Here is a 14953-nt window from a genome sequence, read left to right as displayed (position 1 = left end):
AGAGACCCTTTTGCGTAGCGTCAAGCAAAAGGTGCACAGTTATCGACACGTTATGTGGACCGAGGACCCAGAAGGGGGTGCTTGACTGTGCGCATGAGCGAGACCGCGCCGCCGCTGAGCCGACCGAACGGCGCCGGGGACCTGCTCCAGCTGCTCCTTGACGGCCGGCCCAGGACGCGGGCGGAGATCGCCACCCAGACCGGCCAGTCACGCTCCACCATCGCCACGCGCCTCGACTCGCTCATGGCCGCCGGACTGGTGGCCCCCACCGGTGAGGCCTCCTCGACCGGGGGGCGGCCGCCGGCGACGTTCGCGTTCAACCCCTCCGCCCGGCTCGTGCTCGCCGTCGACCTGGGCGCCGTCCACGCCCGCCTCGCGGTGACCGACCTCGCCGGCACGGTGCTCGTCGAGACCGAGGAGGCGCTCGCCGTCGCCGACGGCCCGGAGCACGTGCTCGGCCGGGTGGTCGCCCTGGGGGGCGAGCTGCTCACCGGCAGCGGTCGCGCCGAGGACCTCGTCGCCGTGGGCGTCGGGCTCCCGGGCCCCGTCGAGCACTCGACCGGCCGGCCGGTCAGCCCGCCGATCATGCCCGGCTGGGACGGCTACGACGTGCCGCGGCACCTCGAGGACGCGCTCGGGGCGCCGGTCCTCGTCGACAACGACGTCAACCTCATGGCCCTCGGCGAGCACGCGGTCGAGTGGCCCGAGGTGCAGGACCTGCTCTTCGTCAAGGTCGCCACCGGCATCGGGGCCGGCGTGATCAGCGACGGCCGGCTGCACCGGGGCGCCCAGGGCGGCGCGGGGGACCTCGGGCACATCTCGGTCCCGCACGCCTCCGACGCGGCCTGCCGGTGCGGCAACCTCGGGTGTCTCGAGGCCGTCGCGAGCGGACGCGCGGTCGCCGAGCAGCTGACCGCCACCGGACTGGACGTCCCCGACGGGCGAGCGCTCGTGACCCTCGTCCGCGCCGGGAACCTCGAGGCTACCCGGGCCGTCCGCGAGGCCGGGCGCGAGATCGGCGCGGTCCTGGCCACGTGCGTGAACCTCCTCAACCCCTCCGTGATCGTCATCGGGGGACTCGTCGCCGAGGCCGGTGAGCACCTGCTCGCCGGGATCCGGGAGGTCGTCTACCGTCGTTCGCTGCCCCTGGCCACGCAGCACCTGCGGCTCGTGGCGTCCCGCACCGGCGGCCGCTCCGGGGTGCTCGGCGCCGCCGCGATGGCCGCCCAGCACGTTCTGTCCCCCACCGCCGTCGACGCCGGCATCGCCGGCGTCCCGGCCCGCTGAGGGATCAGCCCGCGACGGGCGCGGCGATCTCCGCCAGATCCTCCTGGAGGCGCCGTCCGACCCACTCCCAGACCCGCTCCGTCCGCGCGCGGTCGTAGCCCCTGGGGGTGGTCTCGGTGAGCATGATGAGCCAGAGGTAGATGCGGTACAGCGCCAGCCGTCGCAGGGCCGGCGGGCCCAGGTCGGCCGCCCCGCCGGCCTCGCGGTAGCCCTCGAGCAGTGCCGCGTCGTCCCGGATGTCACCGGTGAGGGCCAGGGAGACCAGCTCGGCGACCGGGTCCCCCCAGAAGGCACGCTCGGCGTCGATGATCCCGGTCAGCCGCGGCGGGCCGGCGCCGTCCCCCACCAGCACGTTGCCGTCCCACAGGTCGAAGTGGACGAGGATCGGCGTCCGGACGACCTCGAGGTGGCCGAGGTTCGACCGCACACGCCCGAGGACGGCCGCCCCACCTCCGGCGGGGAGCTCGACCCCGTAACGGTCGGCGTCCGCGACGACCTCCTCGACCATGGCGCCGAATGCCGCCGGCCAGGTCGGCGCCCGCAGGCGCGGCTGGGTCAGGTAGCCGAACTCGCTGCCGGTGACGGTGTGCAGTCTGGCCACCGCCTGCCCCAGCTCCCGCCGGACGACCTTCCGGTCTCCGGCCGCCAGGTCCACCTGGTTCAGCAGGGAGCCGGGCAGGTGGCCGAGGAGCAGGTACTCCCGTCCCGGCTCCCCCGGCACGGAGCCGTGGGCCAGCACCTCCGGCAGCACGCCGCCGAGCGCGCCACGTGCCCGTTCGTCGAACATCGCCTCGGCGGACAGGAGGTCCTGCTCGTGGCCCATCCGCGGCCGGTCCGGTGGAGGGGCGACCTTGAGGACCGCCCGGCGTCCGTCGTCGAGCACGAGGTCGTGGACCGCGTTGTAGGTGCCGCCGGCGAGCGGCGCCGAGCTGCGGACCGCGGTCCCGAGCGCCGCGCGCACGAGCTCCCCGGCGGTGTCTGCGGAGCGCGTGGGCACGGAGGTCACCGTACGGCACCCGATCGGCACGGCCGCGCGCCGCCCTGCCGGCCGCGCGCCGTCCGGCTCAGCCCTTCACGGACCCCGCCAGCAGGCCGCGCACGAAGTACTTCTGCAGGGCGAGGAACACGATCAGGGGCACGACGATCGAGACGAACGCGCCGGAGGTCAGCAGGTGCCAGTCCTGGCCGCGGGAGCCGGCCATCTCCGCCAGCCGCGCGGTCAGCGGCTGGACGGCGTTGTTCCCGCCGGTGAAGGTCAGGCCGACGAGCAGGTCGTTCCAGACCCAGAGGAACTGGAAGATCGCGAACGAGGCGATCGCCGGTACCAGCAGCGGCAGCATGACCCGCAGGAACACCGTCACGTGACCGGCGCCGTCGACCCGGGCCGCCTCGACGAGCTCGTGCGGCACCTCCGCCATGAAGTTGTGCAGCAGGAACACCGCGAGCGGCATCGCGAAGCACGAGTGCGCCACCCACACCGCGAGGTACGGGAACGTCTCCAGCGCACCGGAGTCGGCGAAGACCCGCAGCAGCGGGATCAGCGACATCTGCAGCGGCACGATCTGCAGGGCGAAGACGATCACGAAGATCGTGTCCCGGCCACGCCACCGCAGCACGGAGAACGCGTAGGCCGCCATGGTCGCCACGACGAGCGGGATGATCGTCGACGGCACGGTGATGACCACCGAGTTGACGAAGAAGTTGGCCAGCTCGCCCGAGGACGCGCGACCGAACAGGACCTCCTGGTAGTTCTCCAGCGTGAAGGCCGGGTTGCCGAAGATCGACCACCAGCCGGTGGTCCGGATGTCCGCCTGCGGCCGCACAGAGCTGACCAGCATGCCGACGAGCGGGATGGTCCACAGCATCGCGATGACGATCGCGACGGCGGAGCCCACCCGCGAGGTCAGCATCGAGCGGGCCCGCGAGGCCGCCGAGACGCGCGTCGCGCGCCGCCGCAGGGGACGCGGCACCGGGACGCCGGGCTCCTCGAGCGCCACGGCGGCCGGCGTGGATCCGCTCATGATGTGCTCCCCGTGCTCATGCCCCACGCACCTCTCGGTTCTTGACCATCTGCCGCACGTTGAAGACGACGATCGGGATCACCAGCACGAAGATCACGACCGCGAGCGCGGAGCCGGTCCCGCTGTTGCCGAAGGTGAAGGACTGGTCGTACATGAGGTTCGCCAGCACCTGGGTGTCGAACCGCGCGCCGGTCATCGTGCGCGGGATGTCGAAGATCTTCAGCGTGGCGATCGTGATGGTGGTGACGACGACCACCAGGGTCGGGCGGATGCTGGGCACCGTGATGTTCGCGAACATCTGCCACGCACCCACGCCGTCGAGCCGTGCCGCCTCCACGATGTCGTCCGGGATGGCCTTGATCGCGGCGGAGAGCAGCACCATCGCGAACCCGGCCTGGATCCAGATCATCACGAGGATGAGGAAGAACGTGTTCCAGGGGGAGTCCTGCAGGAAGCGCAGCGGCTCCAGGCCGATGCCCACCAGCAGGGCGTTCAGCAGGCCGATCTGCTCCTGCGCGGCGCCGCGGTACTCGTAGACGAACTTCCAGATGATGCCGGCGCCGACGAAGGAGATCGCCATCGGGATGAACAGGAGCGTCTTGGCGATCTTCTCGAACCGCGACTTGTCGACGAGGATCGCGTACAGCAGCCCGACGCCGGTGGAGACCAGCGGCACCAGCACGACCCACCAGAAGGTGTTGAGGAACGCCTGCAGCGAGTCGGGGTTGGTGAAGACCCACTCGTAGTTGGCCAGGCCGACGAAGCCCTCCGCACTGGGGTCCATGAAGGACATGACGGTCGTGCGGACGGCCGGGTAGAGCAGGCCGAGGACGAGCAGGAACACGGCGGGACCGCCGAAGCAGAGCACCATGACCGCGGTGCGGGACCGGCCCGTGGCCCGGTCACCCACCCTCGCGATCCCGAGGATCGCCGCGACCACGACGGCGAACGCGAGCACCGCGAGGACCATCTGGCCCCACTTGGTGTAGAGGAAGAAGTCCATGCCACCCACTCCCTTCGCGCCGGAGACGCGCGTGGCCGGCGGAACCGGGCCGGGGCGGGGTCACGGCGTGCGCCGCGGCCCCGCCCCGGGCGCCGTCATCCGGCCGGCCAGGCCGCCTCGACCTCGTCGAGCGCGGTCTGGCTGTCCGCGCCGTTGACCCAGTCGACCATCGAGGTCCAGAAAGCCCCGGCGCCGACCTCGGACGGCATCATGTCGGAGCCGTCGAACCGGGCGACCGCGTTCTCGTCCTGGAGGATCTCGATGGACTGGCGCAGCACGTCGGAGGAGGCGAGCTCCGGATCCACGCCGAGGTTGGCGCTGATCACGCCGCCGATCTCGACACGGGTGTTCGCCCACTCGGCACTGGAGAGGAACTGCTGGACGGCCACCGTGGCGGGCTCGTCGTTGAAGGCGCCGACGAACTCACCCGCCACGAGCACCGGGGTCTCGCCCTCGTTGATGCTCGGCAGGTAGAACGCGTAGACGTCGCCGTCCGGACCGACCTCGGTGCCCTCGGGCCACTGCGCCTCGTAGAAGCTGGCCTGGCGGTGCAGGAAGCAGGTGCCGTCGAGGATCGGCAGGCCGCCGTCGTTGAACGACGTGGTCGCGATCGATCGGGCGTCCCCGATGCCACCGTTGACGAAGTCCTCGTTCTTGAGGATCGCCCCGGCCGTGTCCAGCGCGTCGACGATCTGCGGGTCGTTGAACGGGATCTCGTGGCTCACCCACTGGTCGTAGACCTCGGCGCCGCCGGTGCGCAGCACCACGTCCTCGATCCAGTCGGTGGCGGGCCAGCCGGTGGCGCTGCCGGACTCGATGCCGGCGCACCAGGGCTTGACGGTCTCGGAGCCGTGGTCGGCGGCGATCTGCTCGGTGAGCGCCATCATGTCGTCCCAGGTCTCGGGGACCTCGTAGCCATTCTCGTCGAACGCCGTCGGCGAGTACCAGACGAAGGACTTCACGTTGGACATCAGCGGCGCGGCGTAGAAGGCGCCGTCGACCGTGCCGTAGGTCTTCCAGTCCTCGGTCCACCCTTCGTCGACGTTGGCCTCGACCTCGGCGGGTGCCTCGACGATGTGGCCGTCGGCCACCATCCGCTGGAGCAGGCCGGGCTGGGGGAACGCCGCCAGGTCGGGTGCGTTGCCGGACTCCGCCTGCACGACGACCTGCTGCTCGAAGTCACCGGACCCGTTGTGCGTCACGGTGATGCCGGTGCACTCGCTGAACTGCGCGAAGGTGTCCTGGAGCTGGTCGGCCTCGACCTCGCGGATGGAGGTGAAGAGGGTGACCTCTTCACCGTCGAAGGTGCCGTACTCCTCGAAGGGCTCGCACTCGGGGCCGCCGGCGGCTCCGCCGCCACCGCCGCCACCACCGCCGCCCCCGCCGAGGTCGTCGGCGCCGCCGCACGCGGCCAGCGTCAGCGCCAGTGCCGCCACGCCGGCGAGCCCGGCGGTCGCGCGGCGCTTCGTCGTCCTAGTCATGGGGGTTCTCTCCTCGTCACGTCCTCGTCACGAGCGCGGGCAAGCGCTCCGTGCGCTTACCCAAGCCTTCCGCCCTCCGGAAATCAACCGGTTCGAGCACACGAGGCGGTAACGATCCGGCAACACCTCTCCCACCTCGACCCGCGAGCCGTCAAAGACGTCCCCACTGGTGACAACTCGACGTCAAGTCTGGACGGTCGGGCACTGCCGGCCGGTTGCCCGGGGCGTCGCTCGAGGCGCCCTCGTGGGCGAACCGGCGCCCGTCAGCGGGCCAGCAGGGCACGCAGGACGACCGCGACGCCGTCCTCGGCCACGCCCGCGGTCACGGCGTCGGCGACCGCCATGACGTGCGGTGCGGCGTCCCCCATCGCGACGCCGTGGGCGGCCCAGCCGAGCATCTCCAGGTCGTTGCCGCCGTCGCCGATCGCGACCGTGGCACCGGGCGGCACGTCCAGCCGGCCGCGCAGCGTCTCCAGCCCGCTGGCCTTCGAGACGCCCTCCGGCGTGATGTCCAGCCACGCGGACCAGCCCACCGCGTAGCCGACCCCGTGCAGGCCGACCCGCTCGACCAGCTCGTGGAAGTCGTCGCTGCCGAGGTCCGGCGCCCGGACCGTGACGCGCGTGGCCGGGGCGGAGACGAGCTCGTCGACGTCCACCACCTCCAGGTCGCCGCTCAGCTCGCCCATCGGGAACGGTGCGGTGACCTTGAACCCCCGCCCCAGGTCCTCCACCGCGAACAGCGCCTCGGGGAGCTCCTCGCGCAGGAGCCGCACGGTGGGGCCGGGGTCGAAGGTGATGACGTCGGTGATCTCGTACCTGCCGTCCCCCAGCCACAGACTCACGGCCCCGTTGGAGGTCACCGCGTAGGTGTCGGTGAGTCCGAGCTCCTCCGCGACCGGCACCGTGGCCTGGATGGACCGTCCGGTGGCGAGCACGACGTGCGCGCCGGCGTCGCGGACGTCGGCGACGGCGGAGCGCACCTCCGGCGAGATCTCACCCGCGTGCGTGAGCAGGGTGCCGTCGATGTCGAGCGCGACCATGAGGTCGCGGCCGGCGTGCGGGAGCGAGCCGGGGATCTCCGCCCGCCAGGCGGCCGCGCGCTCGCTCAGCGGGCGGGTCCCTTCGGAGCTCCTCATGGGGAGTCCTTCGTGCACTCGCCCTGCGGTGCCTCGCTCCACCGCGTCTCGTTCCTCGCCGCGCCTCCGCGGGGGCTCCTCGCGCTCATGCGGGCTCGAGCACCTCCAGCCCGCCGAGGTACGGCCGCAGCCCGGCCGGCACTCGGACCGACCCGTCCGGCTGCTGGTGGTTCTCCAGGATGGGGACGAGCCAGCGTGTGGTGGCGAGGGTGCCGTTCAGGGTGGCGACCGGCCGGGTCCCGCCCGCCGCCCGCTCGCGGATGCCGAGCCTCCGGGCCTGGAACGTGGTGCAGTTCGACGTCGAGGTGACCTCCATGTACCGGGACTGCGTGGGCAGCCAGGCCTCGCAGTCGAACTTGCGGGCGGCGGACGTGCCGAGGTCCCCTGCCGCCGTGTCGATGACGCGGTACGGCAGCTCGACCTTGGCGAGCATCTCCTCCTCCCAGGCGAGCAGCCGCTCGTGCTCCGTCTCGGCCTCCTCGAGGGGGGCGTAGACGAACATCTCGAGCTTGTTGAACTGGTGGACCCGGATGATGCCGCGGGTGTCCTTGCCGTACGAGCCGGCCTCCCGCCGGTAGCAGGTGGACCAGCCGGCGTAGCGGACCGGACCGTCGGACAGGTCGAGGATCTCGTCCGCGTGGTAGCCCGCGAGCGCCACCTCGGAGGTTCCGGTCAGGTACAGGTCGTCCGCCTCGAGCCGGTACACCTCCGGGGTGTGCTCGCCCAGGAAGCCGGTGCCGGCCATGGTCTGCGGCGAGACGAGGGTGGGTGGCGTGACCGGGGTGAAGCCGGCGGCCATCGCCTGGTCGAGCGCGGCGGTGAGCAGCGCCAGCTCGAGCCGCATCCCGACGCCGGTGAGGTAGTAGAAGCGGGCGCCGGCCACCTTGGTGCCGCGCTTGACGTCGATCGCGCGCAGGGCCTCGCCGAGGTCGAGGTGGTCCTTCGGCTCGAAACCCTCGGCAGCGAAGTCCCGCGGGGTGCCGACCTCCTTGAGGACCCGGTAGTCGTCCTCACCGCCCGCCGGGATGCCGTCGACGATGACGTTCGGCACGGCCTCCAGCAGCCGGTCGACCTCGGCCGCGGCCTCGTCGGCCTCCGCCTGGGCGGCCTTGACCGTCTCGGCGAGCTCCTTGGCGCGGGCGAGCACCGCCGGCCGGTCCTCCGGCGAGGCCTTGCCGACCGAGCGGGACACCTGCTTCTGCTCGGCCCGCAGCTCCTCGAACCGGGACAGCGTGCTCCGGCGTCTGCTGTCGGCCTCGAGGAGGGCGTCCACCACGGTCTCGTCGGCGCGCCGGGCACGCTGGCTGGCGCGGACCGTCTCGGGGTCCTCGCGCAGGGCTCGCAGGTCGATCATGAATCCGAGCCTAATGTGCCGACGGGTGCGGCCGAGGCGGCACCGCCGCGAGCCGACGGCGGGGAGGCCGGGTACGTTTCGAGCATGGCCTGGGAGCAGTGGGTCGCCGTCGCGGCGCTCGTCCTGGCGGTGGTCGCCGTCACGATCGGGATCGTCGCGTGGCGCGCGGTACGCAGCCGCACGCCGACGTTCTCCGTCCCGGACGCCGAGGTCGGGGCACCGACGTCGACGGGCCCGCCGGCCGTCGTGGTCAACCCGTCGAAGACCGCCGACGTCGCGGCCCTGCGCCGGCTCGTCGAGCGCACCGCCGCCGAGGCGGGCCTCGGGGAGCCGCTGTGGTTCGAGACCACCGTGGCGGACCCCGGTGTGGGCCAGGCCAGGGAGGCCGTCGCCCGGGGCGCGTCCGTCGTCGTCGCCGCGGGCGGCGACGGGACGATGCGCGCCGTGGGCAAGGCGCTTGCCGGGACGGGCGTGCCGATGGGCGTGGTGCCGCTCGGCACCGGGAACCTGCTGGCCCGCAACCTCGACATCCCGCTGGGCAGCCAGCGCGAGACCGTCGCCGTGGCGCTCACCGGCCGGGACCGGGCGATGGACCTCGGCTGGCTGCGCACCGAGCCGCTGACGCCAGCGGAGGAGGCGACGGTCGAGGGCCGCCCGGCGGTCTCGACCGCCCGGTCGGCGCAGGACGCCACGACGGCGGAGGCCGCCGACGCCTCCGAGCTCGACCCCGCCGTGCCCACCTCCGGCGCGGCTGACGGCCAGGCCGACCCGGAGGAGGAGCACGTCTTCCTGGTCATCGGAGGCCTCGGCTTCGACGCCGCGATGGTCTCCGGTGCGGACGACGAGCTCAAGGCCAAGCTCGGCTGGATCGCGTACTTCGTGGCCGGCGCCCAGCACCTCACCGGCCGGAAGGTTCGCGCCACCGCCCAGCTCGGGGAGTCCGGGCGCAGCGAACCGTTCACGGCCCGCACCATCCTCATCGCCAACTGCGGGCGGCTGCCGGGCGGCGTCGTGCTCTTCCCCGACGCCCAGCTCGACGACGGCTGGCTCGACATCGCGGTGCTCGACACCAAGGGCGGGCTCATCGGGTGGGCGGACCTGCTCCGCAAGGTCACCCTCCAGGGCCTGGGGATCCGGAAGGACCGCATGCCCTACACGACCGGGTCGATCGAGTTCCGGCGCACCCGGTCCCTCGTCGTCCGGACCGAGGAGCCCGAGCACGTCCAGGTCGACGGGGACCTGGTCGGCTACGCGACGACCGTCCACGCCCGGGTGGAGAAGGGTGGGCTCGTCGTCCGCACCCCGTGAGGCGGCTCAGCCCTCGGCCGGCGCCTCGTCCGTGCCGAGCAGGCCCACGACCCACCGGCGGGCGGCGCGGAAGTCCGCGTCGGAGGTGCCCGGCCGCAGCGTGGGACGCACGCCGTCCGCGCGGGGGTAGGACCCCATGAACCGCACGATCGGGCACACCCGGTGCAGCCCGAGGAGCGCCGCCTGCACTCGCTCGTCGGCGACGTGCCCCTCGGCGTCGATGGAGAAGGAGTACCGGCCCAAGGAGTCCCCGATCGGGCGGGACTCGATCCGCGAGAGGTTGACCCCGCGCGTGGAGAACTGCTCGAGCATCCGCAGCAGCGCGCCCGCCTCGTTGTCCGGCAGGTGAACCATGAGCGTGGTCTTGTCGGCGCCGGTCGGCCCCGGCATGTCCCCCGGCCGCGCCACGAGGATGAACCGCGTGACGGCGTTGGGGTTGTCCGCGACCTCGGTGGCCAGCACCTCGAGGCCGTACTCGCCGGCAGACAGCGCGGAGCACAGCGCGGCCTCGAAGCCCTGCGGCTCGTCGGACGACAGCAGCGCGGCGGCCGCCGCCGTCGACGTCGCCGGGACGTGGACGACGTCCCCCAGGTGGGTGGTGATCCACGTGCGGCACTGCGCCCAGGCGTGCGGGTGGGTCGAGATCCGGCGCACGTCCTCCAGCCGGGTCCCCGGCCGGGCCGAGAGGGTGAAGGTGATCGGCACCAGCATCTCGCGGACGATGACGAGCGGGTCGCCCGCGGAGATCGCGTCGAGGGTGGCGTTGACGCCGCCCTCCACCGAGTTCTCGATCGGGACGACGGCGTAGTCGGCGTCCCCGCCGCGGACCATCTCCAGGGCGGTGACGACGTCGGTGCAGGGCACGAGGTCGGCCCGGTCGGGGCCGGTCACCTGGAGCAGCGCCGACTCCGTGAAGGTGCCCTCGGGCCCGAGGTAGGCGTACCGGGGCCGGTCGCCGGGCGCCGGCCCGGTGGGCTCCGTCGTCGTCTCGTGCGCGGTCACGCCCGTCAGCGTAGCCGCGTCCCCGACACCCCCCGCCCGCGCGTCCGAGGAGTCGACGGGTGAGGCGACGCGCGCACGTAGTCTGCTGATGTGGCCCGGAAGCGCAGGTGGCAACGGTGGGTGGTCATCGCCATCGTGGTGCTCGCCATGCTCGGGCTGGTCCTGCCGATGGCCATGACGGCCCGCGCGGCGACCCCCGGCACTGCCGGAGGACCCGCCGACGAGGAGACGTCCGGCGCCGCGGACGACGGCGCGACCGCCGGCGAGATCGTCGTGGTCGGGATGGCAGGCGTGCGGTGGGACGACCTGTCGGCGCTGGCCACCCCGCACCTGTGGTCGCTCGCCGAGCGCGGTGCGTCCGCGAACCTCGTGGCCCGCTCGGTCCGGTCCTTCTCCTGCCCGGTCGACGGCTGGCTCGCCCTGTCCGCGGGCCGCCGGGCGGCGGACGTGCCGATGCCCACCTACGGCGCCTGCCGCCGGCTGGCGGGTCCGGGCGAGGACGGCGTGGTGCCGGCGTGGGACACCTACCTCGAGGCGGCCGCGGTCGACGGCTACGACGCCGCACCCGGCACGCTCGGAGACCTGCTCACCGCCGCGGACGTGCCCACCCTCGCCGTCGGGCCGGGCGCCGCCGTCGCCCTCGCCACCTCCGACGGCGTGGTGGCCGGTGACTACCGGCCGGGCGGGCCGGACCCGGAGCTGCTGCACGGCGTGCTGGGTGAGTCGCTGCCCGGGCACGACCTGACCGTGGTCGACGTCGGCGCGGTCCGCGACCACAACCGGCCGCTGGTGGGCGCGCGCCCCACCGAGCAGCTGCCGGTGGAGGAGCCGGACCCGGACGAGACGCCGTCGCCGGACCCCGACGAGGCCTGGATGCTCGCCGCCCCGGGGCGTAGCGAGCAGGTGGCGCGGATCGACGAGCGGGTCGGGGCGGTCCTGGCGGCGGTGCGCGCGGAGGCACCGGACGCGACGGTGGTCCTCGCCTCGCTGGCGGACTCCGGCTCAGTGGCGATGATGCAGGTGGCCATCGTGGACGGCCCGGCGCTCACGGCGGACGTCCCCGACGGCGGGGCGGCGCTGCAGAGCCGCTCGACCCGCCAGCCGGGGATGATCCAGTCCACCGACCTGACGCCGACCCTCGTCGGCATCCTCGGCCTCGACCCGCCGGCCGGGCTGGTGGGCGCGCCGGTCCGGGCCGAGCCGGACGGAAGGTCCGGTCCGGACCGGGTCGCGGCCCTCGCGGACGAGAACGACCACGCGGTGGCCGTCCGCCCGGTGAAGGGGCCGTTCCACTCCGGGCTCGTCCTGGTCAATCTCCTCCTGTACGCCGCGGTCACCATCGGCCTGAACCGGCGGGTCCTGGACCGGGGCGCCGCCTGGTTCGCGCGACGCCGCGCGGGCGGCGTCGCGGCCGCGCTGCGTTCCCGCCGTCCGCAGGGTGCGCTGCGGGCCGTGCGCACGGCCGCCGTCGCCGTCGGCGCGCTGCCGGTCTCGTCGTTCCTGGCGAACCTGCTGCCCTGGTGGCGGATGGGGACCCCGGCGCTGGTGCACCTCGCCTCGACCCTCCTCATCACCACGGGCGTCACCGCGCTCGCGCTCGCGCGGCCGTGGCGGCACCGCCTGCTGGCGCCGGTCGCCGTGGTGGCCGGCCTGACGGCGCTCGTGCTCGCCGCCGACGTCCTCACCGGGGCCAGGCTGCAGGTCTCCGCGCTCATGGGCATCCAGCCGGAGGTGGGCGGCCGGTTCTACGGCTTCAACAACTCCTCCTTCTCTCTCTTCGCGGCGGCCACGATCCTCGTGGCGACCTGCCTGGCCGAGCCGCTCGTCGAGGCCGGTCGACGGCGCCTCGCCGGCGCCGTCATCGCCCTGGTCGGGCTCGTCGCGGTGGTGCTGGACGGCGCGCCGGCGATCGGCGCCGACTTCGGCGGTCCGCCGGCACTGGCCCCCGGGTTCCTCGTCCTCGCGCTGCTGGCCGCCGGGATCCGGCTGACCTGGCAGCGGATCGTGCTGGTCCTCGGCGTCACCGGTGTCCTGGTCGCGGGCTTCTCCCTGCTCGACTGGTTGCGTCCGGCGGACGAGCGGACGCACCTGGGCAGGTTCGTCGAGACCGTCCTCGGCGGCGGGCTGTGGTCCGTGCTCGAGCGGAAGCTCACGCAGAACCTCGCCAACCTGTTCGGCTCCACGCTGACGCTGCTGGCCATCGGCGGCATCGTCGTGGTGGCCCTGATCCTCACCAAGCCGCTGCGGGAGGCGGCACGGTCCGGACGCAACGAGGCGTACGCGTGGCTCGCCGGCGACGGCTCGGCGGCCCGGACGGGCACGCCCTCGGTCATGCTGCGCCCGGTGCTCGTGGCGCTCACCGTGACGTTCCTGATCGCCTTCGCGGCCAACGACTCCGGCATCGTGCTCCCGGCGATCGGGATCTCCCTGGCCGTGCCGCTCCTGGTGACCGTGCTGATGGGATGGTTGCTGGCGCGCGCCGGGGAGGGTCACTCCTCCGGCGACGTGGGCGTCTCCGGTGTCTCGGGCGTGGCCGCCGACCCCTCGGCGGGCGCGTCCGACCAGGCGCGGTAGGGCCGGCCCGGCCGCTGACGCGCCGGGTTGTCACCGCGGCGCGAGGTGGGCACTCGCACGCCGCGGACCCTGCGCGCGCCGATCGCGAGGGTGACGTCGCGGTACTGGGCGCCCCGGTGCAGCTGCCCTGCCAGGTCGTTCTTCGAGGCCCGGTGCCGCAGGTCGCACGGCACCTCCTGGACGGTGAAGCCGGAGACCAGCAGGTCGATCGTCATCCCCGTCTCGACGCCCCAGCCGCGCGCCAGCGGCGTGGCGGCGTCGAACGCCTCGCGGGTCAGGCACCGCTGGCCGGACAGCGGTTGCGTGGCGTGCCACCCGGTGGCCCTCTCGATGCCCTTGCGGGCCAGGCCGGTGACGATGCCGCGGCCACCGGCGCCCGGTTGCGGGGGCAGCACCGCGATCGTGCAGTCCGCAGTCCCGGCCACCACGGGCGGGACGAGCGGCGAGGTGGCGACGGCCGTCTCCGCGAGGTCGGCGTCGATGAACAGCAGGAGCCGCGCCGCGGCGCCCTCGACGTCCCGCATGGCCACGACGGAGGCGCCGGTCTCCATGGCCGAGGCCTTGCCCCGGTTGACCGAGTGCCGCACCACGACGGCACCGGCCCGGCGGGCGGCGTGCTGGGTGTCATCCTCCGAGCCGTCGTCGACGACGAGCACCAGGTCGACGTGCGGGATGGCCCGCGCCGCACGCACGGTCGCGGCGATGCGCTCCGCCTCGTCCTTGGCGGGTATCACCACGGCCACCCGTTGCGACCTCGCTGGTGAGGATGTCACGGGGTAAAGCCTAGCCACGACACTCGCCAAGAGCGCTTGACCTGGGCGCGTCGGTGCGCCGGACCGCAACTCCCTCGCGGGAACCCGTCAGCGCAGGCTGACCTGTCGGGAGACGATGCCGGCCCGGGCGCGGCGCTGGTCCGGGGTGAGGGGCTCGGTGACGGCGACGGCCTCGGCGAACCGGGCCTCGAATGCGGCCGCCGGGCCGGCCAGCTCGTCCGCCTCGGTGCCGCGGGCGAGCTCCCACACCGGGATGAGCAGCCCGCAGGCCCGGAAGGCGCCGACGAACTTGGCGTCCTCGTCGACGGCGGAGGCCCGCTCGGCGTGCAGCCGGGCGATCCCGTCGAGCACCCGCTCGGGGTCCTCCGGACGGGCCCAGCGGAGGAACTCACGGCTCATCCGGCACCAGTAGGCGGAGGCGACGCCCTCGACCTTGACGGTCGGCACGATGTTGCTGTTGGCGGTCTCGAGCGCGGCGGCGACGTCGGGCTGGTCGGCGGTGTCCTCGTCGAGCCAGAACGCGAAGCTGTCGTGCACGGTGACCTCGGGCGTGACCGAGGTGTCCAGCACGTCCTGCAGCCGCGGGCCGGGCTCGAGGATGCCGAGGTTGCGCACGGGTGAGCCCGGCTCCAGGTCGAGGGCGGCGAGGATCGCGGCGGCGACGTCGCGGGAGGCGTCGCCGGAGTGCGATCCGGTCTGCATCGCGACCAGCACGGTGCCGTCCTCGCGCCGCAACGCGGGCAGGAAGTCCGGCAGCAGCGTGACGAGCTCGATGTCCCGGCCGCCGTGCTCGGCGGTCGTCCGCACCGTCGCCGTCGCCGCCGGGACCACCTCGCGCATGGCGACGAGATCGGTCTCGCCCGGCAGCCCCTCGAAGGGGCGCTCGACGTACTCGACCCGTGCAGGCTTGGCGGACGGCTGCGCCGGCCCGGCGGGACGCTTCCTGCGGCTCTTCTTACCCATGGCGCACCAGCCTACGGGCGCGGGGCCGGCGCGGCGGCGCCATCCTGCTCC

12 protein-coding genes are annotated in these 14953 nt (G+C 73.6%); 3 read left to right on the top strand and 9 right to left on the bottom strand.

Annotation, left to right across the window (positions count from 1 at the left end):
* Window positions 1-93: 93 nt before the first annotated feature.
* Complete coding sequence (locus ACFQQL_RS04025; RefSeq protein ID WP_382391495.1) at window positions 94-1287, top strand: ROK family transcriptional regulator; 1194 nt, start codon at window positions 94-96, stop codon at window positions 1285-1287.
* A gap of 4 nt (window positions 1288-1291) precedes the next feature.
* Here ACFQQL_RS04025 and ACFQQL_RS04020 read toward each other — a convergent pair whose 3' ends face one another.
* The 6 genes from ACFQQL_RS04020 to serS form a co-directional block, all read right to left on the bottom strand.
* A complete protein-coding gene (locus ACFQQL_RS04020) occupies window positions 1292-2284 on the bottom strand; it encodes a phosphotransferase family protein (RefSeq protein ID WP_382391493.1) in 993 nt (330 codons plus the stop codon).
* A gap of 67 nt (window positions 2285-2351) precedes the next feature.
* On the bottom strand, window positions 2352-3308 hold the full coding sequence (locus tag ACFQQL_RS04015) for a carbohydrate ABC transporter permease (RefSeq protein ID WP_382391491.1): 957 nt from the start codon (window positions 3306-3308) through the stop codon (window positions 2352-2354).
* A 16-nt stretch (window positions 3309-3324) separates the two neighbouring features.
* On the bottom strand, window positions 3325-4311 hold the full coding sequence (locus tag ACFQQL_RS04010) for a carbohydrate ABC transporter permease (RefSeq protein ID WP_382391489.1): 987 nt from the start codon (window positions 4309-4311) through the stop codon (window positions 3325-3327).
* Between the two features lie 95 nt (window positions 4312-4406).
* Window positions 4407-5792: an ABC transporter substrate-binding protein gene (locus ACFQQL_RS04005; protein WP_382391487.1), complete on the bottom strand. Its 1386-nt coding sequence runs from the start codon at window positions 5790-5792 to the stop codon at window positions 4407-4409.
* Window positions 5793-6055: 263 nt separating this feature from the next.
* Window positions 6056-6928 carry an HAD family hydrolase gene (locus ACFQQL_RS04000; RefSeq protein WP_382391485.1) on the bottom strand — a complete coding sequence of 291 codons (873 nt, stop codon included), beginning with the start codon at window positions 6926-6928 and terminating at the stop codon, window positions 6056-6058.
* 85 nt (window positions 6929-7013) lie between these two features.
* On the bottom strand, window positions 7014-8282 hold the full coding sequence (serS, locus tag ACFQQL_RS03995; protein WP_382391483.1) for a serine--tRNA ligase: 1269 nt from the start codon (window positions 8280-8282) through the stop codon (window positions 7014-7016).
* A gap of 84 nt (window positions 8283-8366) precedes the next feature.
* Between serS and ACFQQL_RS03990 the strand changes: the two genes are divergently transcribed.
* Window positions 8367-9590 carry a diacylglycerol/lipid kinase family protein gene (locus ACFQQL_RS03990; RefSeq protein WP_382391481.1) on the top strand — a complete coding sequence of 408 codons (1224 nt, stop codon included), beginning with the start codon at window positions 8367-8369 and terminating at the stop codon, window positions 9588-9590.
* 6 nt (window positions 9591-9596) lie between these two features.
* Here ACFQQL_RS03990 and pheA read toward each other — a convergent pair whose 3' ends face one another.
* The gene (pheA, locus tag ACFQQL_RS03985) at window positions 9597-10592 is read right to left on the bottom strand and encodes a prephenate dehydratase (RefSeq protein ID WP_382391479.1); all 996 of its coding nucleotides are present in this window, start codon (window positions 10590-10592) and stop codon (window positions 9597-9599) included.
* A 90-nt stretch (window positions 10593-10682) separates the two neighbouring features.
* Between pheA and ACFQQL_RS03980 the strand changes: the two genes are divergently transcribed.
* Complete coding sequence (locus ACFQQL_RS03980; RefSeq protein ID WP_382391477.1) at window positions 10683-13166, top strand: hypothetical protein; 2484 nt, start codon at window positions 10683-10685, stop codon at window positions 13164-13166.
* On the opposite strand, the gene ACFQQL_RS03975 is transcribed toward ACFQQL_RS03980, so the two are convergent.
* On the bottom strand, window positions 13082-13939 hold the full coding sequence (locus ACFQQL_RS03975) for a glycosyltransferase family 2 protein (protein WP_382391475.1): 858 nt from the start codon (window positions 13937-13939) through the stop codon (window positions 13082-13084). The genes ACFQQL_RS03980 and ACFQQL_RS03975 overlap by 85 nt on opposite strands.
* 87 nt (window positions 13940-14026) lie before the next feature.
* Entirely contained in the window at window positions 14027-14902 is an 876-nt protein-coding gene (locus ACFQQL_RS03970) for a DUF5926 family protein (RefSeq protein ID WP_382391473.1), read from the bottom strand.
* Window positions 14903-14953: the final 51 nt, after the last annotated feature.

It is taken from the genome of Georgenia alba, assembly GCF_042665525.1.
In the GTDB taxonomy this organism is placed as follows: domain Bacteria; phylum Actinomycetota; class Actinomycetes; order Actinomycetales; family Actinomycetaceae; genus Allobogoriella; species Allobogoriella alba.
Note: the sequence above shows the minus strand (reverse complement) of the source record. Positions and strands in the feature narration are given on the sequence as shown.